Raw genomic sequence first — 7,960 nt, 5'->3', positions numbered from 1 at the left:
GATTTGGTCAATTTATCAACCAAGCAAACTGAGTTGAAAGAACGGAAGGCTACTGTCGAAAAATTAGAGAAATTACTGCAACAATTCCAGGATTCACATGATATAGCTTTGCCGTATGCCATGATTTTGGTTAATTTGTCAAACGTACAGACTGAGTTGAAAGAACTAGAGGCTACTGTCAAAAAATTAGAGAAATTACAGCAACAATTCCAGGATTCGCCTGATATAGCTTTGCCGTATGCTATGATTTTGTTCAATTTATCAAATAAGCAGACTGAGTTAAATAAACTCGAAACCACTGCTAAGAAATTACAGGAATTGCATGAACATGAACCCTTCCGAGAATCTGAAGAAATCGCTTTTATATATGGCGTGTTCTTAACAAGCTTATTTAATCATCAAACGGATTCAGATGAACGTCTTCAAACCACAGAAACAATTAAAAATCTCTATGATAAATTTTCCAAATTTATGATACAAAATTTTGATGATCTATTTTTTAGTAATGACAATGTTTGTGACAGTGAGGAGTACATGCTATTCAACTTTATCTTAAAAGAAGGTCTTTTAAAGAACACCAAATATGCTATTTTACAAATGTGGGCAGAGCGTTATAAAGAAGACTCGGATGAACTAAAAAACTTACTGTCTATTTACCAGTATGTTCAAAAAATTAAGTATCAACTAGGATTGAAAGATAAAAGCAAAAAGAAGAATTTTAAATTTGGGCACTACACCAAAGGGAGTGTGCTTCAAAATCTATTGAATCAGAAGGAGGGATCAAACTTTTCCATATCTGGAAAAACTCGTTTGAATAATGCGAATTATATGAATGATCCTGAGGAAGGTATCATCATAGAAAAGATCTTGGGTTTAGATAGACGAGATGCTTTGGAGCCAAGTTCATGGTTTTTAATGAGCTTTACGATTAAAACGGATGATTTAGCCATGTGGTCCCAGTATGGTGATGATGCCAAAGGTGTTTGTATTGTACTTAGGGAAGATGATTTTTCTAGATTTTCATCCTTCAATGATGTTTCTTGGCGTCAAGAAAAAATCTCTTTAGAATTTTCTGATAAGATGTCTTTAATTAAATCTGAATTAAATAGCGGTTTTGAAAAATCTATCTTTCAGAGTGAGAAGGATGATTTAGCCGATACTGTTAATGACGAAGGAACTGAACCGAATTCTGAAGAAAAGGGTAATGGTTCAAAAGGAAATGTGGATTATCTCTACCGAATAGCCTATGTCAATGACTCAGGTGGTAAGTTTAGCATAGAAAAAACAGAGCTCTTTAACGAGTATGAAATCAAAAAATTAGAAGAATTCTTGGAAGCTTTAAAGGAAAAAATAGATAAGGATTTGAACAAAGGAGATGATTTTTATCAAAAAGCGATTTCTGACTGTATAGAGGAAATTCGTTACTTGTTTAAATCTGTAGATTACAAATATGAGGACGAGTTGCGTATCTTGCGCTATGCTAATCTAGACCCAAGTAATGATAAAATAAAAATTGATAAAGAATCTGGAATTGGTAAACTTTATGTAGAACGGGAAAATCCAATTCAAATCGATGAAGTCATTTTCGGTCCTAAGTTTCCAAATCCTGAGTACGTAACTCCTCTATTAAAACTTTTGGATAAGGAAATTAAGTATAAGAAATCTACGATAAAATTTAGATAAAGGCTGGCAACATCCTCTAAACTTCTAGTTTTTACTAGGAGTTTTTTATATATAAAATTTTTACACATATTTCTTGACAGGGCTTTCATATTGAGATACAATATATTTGAAAAGAGTATATATAAAATTTTTATATAATATAAAGGAGGTTTCCCATGTACTTCCCAACATCCTCTGCCTTGATCGAGTTTCTCATCTTGGCTGTACTGGAGCAGGGAGATTCTTATGGTTATGAGATTAGCCAAACCATTAAGCTCATCGCCAATATCAAAGAATCTACGCTCTATCCTATTCTCAAAAAATTGGAAGCCAGTGGCTTTCTAACCACCTACTCTAGAGAGTTTCAGGGGCGTATGCGCAAATACTACTCCTTGACCAATCGGGGCGTAGAGCAGCTCGTTACTCTAAAGGAAGAGTGGACGCTCTATACCGACACCGTCAACGGCATCATAGAAGGGAGTATCCGCCATGACAAGAACTGACTATCTGACTCAGTTAGAAACCTATCTCAATAAACTGCCTGAAGCTGACCGCATCGAAGCTATGGACTACTTTAAGGAACTATTTGACGATGCAGGTACAGAGGGTGAAGAGGAGCTCATCGCCAGTCTGGGAACTCCAAAAGAAGCAGCTCATGATGTCCTCTCTAACCTCCTCGACAAGAAAGTCAATGAAGGTCCTGCTCAAAAGAATGACCGTCAACTGCTACACATTGCCCTTCTAGCTCTGCTAGTAGCTCCTATCGGAATTCCGGTCGGGATCGGCATCCTCATGGCAATCATCGGGCTTTTTATCGCAGCGGTCGCTGTCATTCTAGCCTTCTTTACCGTCTCTGTGACGGGTATCCTGCTGGGCGGACTCTTTATCGTAGAAAGTTTTAGCATCCTAGCCGAAGCTAAATCTGCCTTTATCTTAATTTTCGGGGCTGGTTTGCTTGCTATCGGTGCTTCTTCTCTTGTTCTACTAGGCATCTCCTATGTAGCTCGTTTCTTTGGCCTCCTGGTCGTCCGCTTGGTGCAATGGATTCTAAAAAAAGGAAAGAGAGGTGACAGACATGCGTAAATTGACGAAAGGATTTCTCATCTTTGGTGTGGTTGCTACTATTCTTGGTTTTATCATGATAGTTATCGGCGCCCAGTCCAATGGTATTCAAAGCTTGCTTGCCATGTCAAAAGACCCCGTCTATGACAATCGTATCGAAGAAGTGACCTTTGGAAGCGAAGTGGAAAAACTTGATTTAACCCTTGAGGAGCACAGTCTGACCATCACAGAGTCTGTAGATGACAAGATTCACATCACCTATCATCCGTCGGTGTCTGGCCGTCACGATCTGACTACTGGCATAAGTGACAAAACACTGACCGTCACTGACAAACAAACCTCCCAACATCGTTTTCTCGGCTCAGGAATCGAAGGCCTTCTTCGTATTGCCAGCAGTTATTCTCACCGTTTTGACGAAGTCGTTCTCTCCCTCCCTAAAGGAAGAAAGCTACAAGCTATCACTGTATCGGCCAATCGTGGACAGACCACTATCATAAATGCTAGCCTTGAAAATGCGACCCTCAATACAAACGGCTATCTCCTCCGAATCGAAGGAAGTCGTATCAAAAACAGCAAATTCACAACGCCCAATATCATCAATATCTTTAAAACAGAACTGACAGATAGTCAGGTCAAGACAGAAGGGAGACATCTCCATGTTGAAGATATCCAAATCCACGGCAAGGTTGAGTTAGACTCTCATAATGACCTAACACTCTTTCTTTCTAAGACAGAATTCGATCGTATCAATTTAGACATTTCTTCTAAGCATGGCGGTATTTATCGTAAAGCTCAAAGAGAACACCCTAGACAAAAAGAGAATGAACTTGCCAACCCTTACAAAACAGAAAAAGCAGATGTCAAGGACCTGCTCATTATAAAAGCCAACCAGGATATCTACCTACCCAAGGAAGAAGAATACTCTGCTCCACCTAGAAATCATTGACAAAAACGCTTTCATCTGCTAGTCTAAAAGTAGAAAACAACCATAAAAAAGGAGGTTCCATCATGACACAAGAATGGTTTGAAAGTGCCGATCTTGAGAAGAAATCACCTCAGACGAAATCGGAAAACCAGCCCAACGAGCCTGAGACTTCAGAAACTGTGGAGACCGAGCTACAAGTAAACGAAGAAACTTCTGTCTCACCTAAAGAGCTGGAAACGCATGAGGAGGAAACTCCCAAAGTAATTGAGGAAGCCCAAACCGAGGAAGAGGGAGAAGGGAAAGCTGAAGAGGAACGCAAGCAAGAAAACACTGCAAAAGAAAAAAGCATCCTCAGCAAGGCTTTAGAAAGCCCTTATATCCCAGATATTGACCCTCGTAAAACAGCCAGATTCAAAGAAGAAATCGCACTGTTTTGAACTTGGCTGTTGGATGCTATCCAAGAACCAACTGCCAGCAAGACTACGGACCAAAAGCATCGTTATAGTGTCTTTGCCCTGCTCACCCTGCTATCCTCGTTTAACCTTTTCTTTAGTATCTACCATATCAAGCACCTCTACTATGGCTATATGATTTCTATGGCTAATAGCTCTCCTAACCAGCTCCCACCTTTAGATTTCTTTGCTGGACTTTCTATCTTGGTCGCTAGCGCTCTATTTTACTTTTCTATCATTTTGGGAGGCTTTACCGTCCGACGTGTGCTGGATCAGGAGAACGACTTCACATTCCAAGAAGCTTTCGATCGTTACAGCAGACTCTTTGCTATCCCGCTTGTCCTAACAGCTCTAGCGAGTTTCTTTGCACTCTTTGGTGGCTTGCGATTTGCTGGTATCCTCACTCTTCTAAGCATGGCCATCTTTGCCCTTGGCAATCTCTTTGTGATTAGCAAGCCAAGTAAGACCAGCAGCCTCGACCCATTTTATCGTTTTCTGCTAGCTGTCTTACTTGATGGCGCCATTCTCTTACCCTTCTTCATTGCAGAGCTCGCGCTGACAGTTGACTACCTTCGTATCCTAACCTTCTTTTAACCAAAATCCCTGCCATTTGTTAATGACAGGGATTTTTTATACTAACTCTTTTTTAACCGTGTCTACTTGACGGCTGCCAATTCCTCAAAATCTTTTCCCAAAATAGCTTGTACTTCTAGTTGATTAGCATCTAGTTGCTGATAAAACGCTTCTGGTAGTGACTCTAGGAATTTTTCGTAGTCTAGACGAGCGATGGATTCATAGTCTTCTGCTTTGGACCCATCACCAGAAATCGCCACTAGGTCAATCTCCCAAACAAGCTCCTTGCCTGCCAACTGCTCGGTATAAGGTGCTGGTACAAAGGGCTCCTTAGGTAAAATCGTCTTGACTCCCTGGGCTAGGTGGTAGATACCGTGCACCTTACCTTGGGCGTCTGGGTAAAATTTCACACTGGCAAGGTAGGCATCAGAGCCTTGAACCTTCTTGACCAGCTCTTCAAAACGTGCCAATCCATCCTCAGCCAAAAAGCTCTCGAGGTATTCCTTGTTGAGATAGATAGGGGCCAAGAGCCCTTGACAATAGACTAGACGAGTCGCTTTATCCGCTAGATAATTCTGAACTGTTTGTCGGAAATAAGCTTCAAAGTCAAATCCTTCTAGCCCTTCTACCACTTGCCCCAACTTGTTCGATAGGGCTTGGAGGAGAGCCTCTACAATCTCCCAGTCCGCTCTGGTAAGAAAGTCTGGAATCACCACTTGATAGCCTTTTCGGCTATCCGCATAGTTCACTTTAAAGAGAAATTGCGACTGGCCTACAATCCCACACTCGATATACTCGAGACGATTGAGGGGCTGACGGAGATAGACCGCATCATAACTATGCGTCTCCAAACCATCTACCAAGGCTAAGATGGACTTGGCAGTCAAGACCTCCTGTTGTCCTAGAATACTTTCTTTATTTGGGATAAAAAATGTTTTCGCCATAACTGGCCTCCTTTGAAATCGTTTACATACAGTATACCCTATTTTCCTGAAAGATACAGAAACAAATTTAAGATTTTTAGATAAAAAGCATAGAAAAACAGCCCCTGAGGACTGTTTGATCTTATACAGTAGCTGCTTGATCCAAGCTTTCACCGATAGCTGCTAGGCGCTCAACAACTTCTGCTTGTGTCAATTCATTTTCTGAAACATAGCGGTTACGTGGGTGAACACGGCACTCGTGTGAGCATCCACGAAGGTACTTGTCTTCATTTTCTTCTGATGTTAGGATACGACGGTTACAGAAGGGATTTCCACAGTTGACATAACGTTCACATGGTGTTCCATCAAACCAGTCTTTCCCTACGATGGTTGGATTGACATGGTTGACATCAACTGCGATACGCTCGTCAAAGACGTACATTTTCCCATCCCAAAGCTCGCCTTGAACTTCTGGGTCTTTACCGTAAGTTGCGATTCCTCCGTGCAATTGACCGACATCTTTGTAGCCTTCACGGACCATCCAGCCTGAGAATTTCTCACAGCGAACCCCACCTGTACAGTAAACCACGACACGCTTGTCCATGAATTTTTCCTTGTTGTCACGAACCCATTGTGGCAACTCACGGAAGTTGCGGATGTCTGGACGGATAGCTCCACGGAAGTGTCCTAGGTCGTACTCATAATCGTTACGTGTGTCAAGGACCACTGTATCTTCGTCAAGAAGGGCTTCTTTGAACTCTTTTGGAGACAAGTAAGCACCTGTTGTTTCAAGTGGGTTGATGTCATTATCAAAGTCGTTGTCTTCCAAACCAAGGTGGACAATTTCTTTCTTGTAGCGAACAAACATCTTCTTGAAGGCTTGTTCACTTTCTTCGTCAATCTTGAACCAGAGGTCTTCCATGCCTGGGAGGCTGTGAACATAGTCCATGTATTTTTGAGTTGTTTCGTAGTCACCTGAAACGGTTCCGTTAATCCCCTCGTCAGCGACTAGGATACGGCCTTTGAGACCGATTGATTTACAGAAAGCCAAGTGATCTGCTGCAAATTGCTCTGCATTTTCAATTGGGGTATAAAGGTAGTAAAGTAAGACACGAATATCTTTTGCCATAAGATTTGTTCTCTTTTCTATTCTTAAATTTTCAGAATTTTTCATTCAACTATACCAGTATACCCACTTGGGAAAACGAATGCAATTTATTTGACCGGAAATTGTATAGAGAGACCTGCCACTGCACTTTATCAGTAACCATAGCGAATCGCAGATAATTCTCTCAATTTTTTGATTTGCTTAGCTTGATTTTCTGACAAAATCAACTTATTATCAATCAACACACGTGAGATGTCAACATTCATTTGGCTCAATATAAACGGAGTAGAGGTCCCATCGTCCTCTAATCGTCTTTTATAAATCACTAACTGATTTTTCAAGGGAGTCAGTTGAGGCGCATCCTTTATATCTTCCAGTAGATAATCTATGATAGCCATTGCTTCACAACGCCGTTCACTTCCTCCTGCAAACCATTTTAATGGTGTCATTCTTATTTTCCTCCTGAAACTCGCTTATAAATTGAAAAACTATAATTCCTAACTCTCATGCTAATATTTTACCCAAACACCCTATGTAAAAAAGTCAGCAGAAATGGCAATGTCGCTACAATATTATTAATCACATGCACCGCATAGGATGGATAAATGCTCTTGGTATAGCGGGTCAAACCAGCAAAAATGATTCCAAATGTTGTAAAAACGAAAATATCTAACAGACTAGGCAGACTTAAAAAATGAGGAAGAGCAAACAAAATGGAAGGAAGAAGTAAATCAAGGCCAAATCGCGAATGTTTAAAGAAGGCGTGTTGAAGTAATCCTCTATAGATTAACTCTTCCATCAGTGGCACTAGAAAGAACAACGTTATATAGATACCTAGCTCAGCAAAATTGGTTTCACTATAACCAATCAATACGGCCCAACCTTCAGCAGTTGACTGAACATGTTTAGCTGTCTGAACGTTAAAAGAGATCTGGAACACTACCACTAATACTGTCAAAATCGAATACCAAAGCCATTTTTTTCTTGGAATGTGAAAGAGATAGCCATGGCCTGTCTTAATCAAAATCCAAATCATGACTCCGCTAAATAGCAAACTCAAGATATTTCGAATCCAGAAGAAATTGCCTATCTGAGAAGAAAATTGCCAATAATTTTGGACGATAAGAGTTAGCTGAGAAAGGCCAAATACGAAAAATAAGTAAGACAAGACTGCACTTATTTTGAAGACAAGCTGATACTTTTTCATGTGAACCCTCCTTTATAAACTCATAACATCTCTAATATAGACCATATT

Annotated in this window: 8 protein-coding genes and 1 pseudogene; 5 read left to right on the top strand and 4 right to left on the bottom strand. The window is 40.4% G+C overall.

Annotated features, from left to right (window positions below; translation table 11 throughout):
• Positions 1-3: 3 nt before the first annotated feature.
• The 5 genes and pseudogenes from HMPREF0850_RS0103125 (at position 4) to HMPREF0850_RS04720 (ending at position 4,695) form a co-directional block, all read left to right on the top strand.
• On the top strand, positions 4-1,683 hold the full coding sequence (locus HMPREF0850_RS0103125) for a DUF2971 domain-containing protein (protein ID WP_009013835.1): 1,680 nt from the start codon (positions 4-6) through the stop codon (positions 1,681-1,683).
• 155 nt (positions 1,684-1,838) lie between these two features.
• Positions 1,839-2,165 carry a PadR family transcriptional regulator gene (locus HMPREF0850_RS04735; protein WP_000273860.1) on the top strand — a complete coding sequence of 109 codons (327 nt, stop codon included), beginning with the start codon at positions 1,839-1,841 and terminating at the stop codon, positions 2,163-2,165.
• A complete protein-coding gene (locus tag HMPREF0850_RS04730) occupies positions 2,152-2,745 on the top strand; it encodes a DUF1700 domain-containing protein (protein ID WP_000198660.1) in 594 nt (197 codons plus the stop codon). Before HMPREF0850_RS04735 ends, HMPREF0850_RS04730 begins: the two co-directional genes overlap by 14 nt.
• On the top strand, positions 2,738-3,670 hold the full coding sequence (locus HMPREF0850_RS04725) for a DUF4097 family beta strand repeat-containing protein (protein WP_001229031.1): 933 nt from the start codon (positions 2,738-2,740) through the stop codon (positions 3,668-3,670). The genes HMPREF0850_RS04730 and HMPREF0850_RS04725 overlap by 8 nt, the downstream gene beginning before the upstream one ends.
• 62 nt (positions 3,671-3,732) lie before the next feature.
• A pseudogene (locus tag HMPREF0850_RS04720) lies at positions 3,733-4,695 on the top strand (DUF6574 domain-containing protein).
• 62 nt (positions 4,696-4,757) lie between these two features.
• On the opposite strand, the gene HMPREF0850_RS04715 reads toward HMPREF0850_RS04720, so the two are convergent.
• The 4 genes from HMPREF0850_RS04715 to HMPREF0850_RS04700 all read right to left on the bottom strand — a co-directional run bounded on the left by HMPREF0850_RS04715 (position 4,758) and on the right by HMPREF0850_RS04700 (position 7,912).
• Complete coding sequence (locus tag HMPREF0850_RS04715) at positions 4,758-5,618, bottom strand: DUF4299 family protein (RefSeq protein ID WP_001140320.1); 861 nt, start codon at positions 5,616-5,618, stop codon at positions 4,758-4,760.
• Between the two features lie 121 nt (positions 5,619-5,739).
• A complete protein-coding gene (gene trhO / locus HMPREF0850_RS04710) occupies positions 5,740-6,726 on the bottom strand; it encodes an oxygen-dependent tRNA uridine(34) hydroxylase TrhO (protein WP_001030024.1) in 987 nt (328 codons plus the stop codon).
• A gap of 131 nt (positions 6,727-6,857) precedes the next feature.
• Positions 6,858-7,154, bottom strand: coding sequence for a bacteriocin immunity protein (locus HMPREF0850_RS04705; protein ID WP_000188099.1), 297 nt, complete (start codon positions 7,152-7,154; stop codon positions 6,858-6,860).
• Between the two features lie 68 nt (positions 7,155-7,222).
• A complete protein-coding gene (locus tag HMPREF0850_RS04700; protein ID WP_000760549.1) occupies positions 7,223-7,912 on the bottom strand; it encodes a CPBP family intramembrane glutamic endopeptidase in 690 nt (229 codons plus the stop codon).
• Between the last annotated feature and the right edge of the window lie 48 nt (positions 7,913-7,960).

The organism is Streptococcus sp. M143, assembly GCF_000162495.1.
Lineage (GTDB): Bacteria > Bacillota > Bacilli > Lactobacillales > Streptococcaceae > Streptococcus > Streptococcus dentisani.
This window is presented reverse-complemented; position numbering and strand designations above follow the sequence as displayed.

What these genes read in the sequence shown, in the direction of transcription:
- HMPREF0850_RS04735 (WP_000273860.1), top strand. Translation starts at nt 1,839, where the DNA reads ATGTACTTCCCAACATCCTCTGCCTTGATCGAGTTTCTCATCTTGGCT.
- HMPREF0850_RS04730 (WP_000198660.1), top strand. Translation starts at nt 2,152, where the DNA reads ATGACAAGAACTGACTATCTGACTCAGTTAGAAACCTATCTCAATAAA.
- HMPREF0850_RS04725 (WP_001229031.1), top strand. Translation starts at nt 2,738, where the DNA reads ATGCGTAAATTGACGAAAGGATTTCTCATCTTTGGTGTGGTTGCTACT.
- HMPREF0850_RS04715 (WP_001140320.1), bottom strand. Translation starts at nt 5,618, where the DNA reads ATGGCGAAAACATTTTTTATCCCAAATAAAGAAAGTATTCTAGGACAA.
- trhO (WP_001030024.1), bottom strand. Translation starts at nt 6,726, where the DNA reads ATGGCAAAAGATATTCGTGTCTTACTTTACTACCTTTATACCCCAATT.
- HMPREF0850_RS04705 (WP_000188099.1), bottom strand. Translation starts at nt 7,154, where the DNA reads ATGACACCATTAAAATGGTTTGCAGGAGGAAGTGAACGGCGTTGTGAA.
- HMPREF0850_RS04700 (WP_000760549.1), bottom strand. Translation starts at nt 7,912, where the DNA reads ATGAAAAAGTATCAGCTTGTCTTCAAAATAAGTGCAGTCTTGTCTTAC.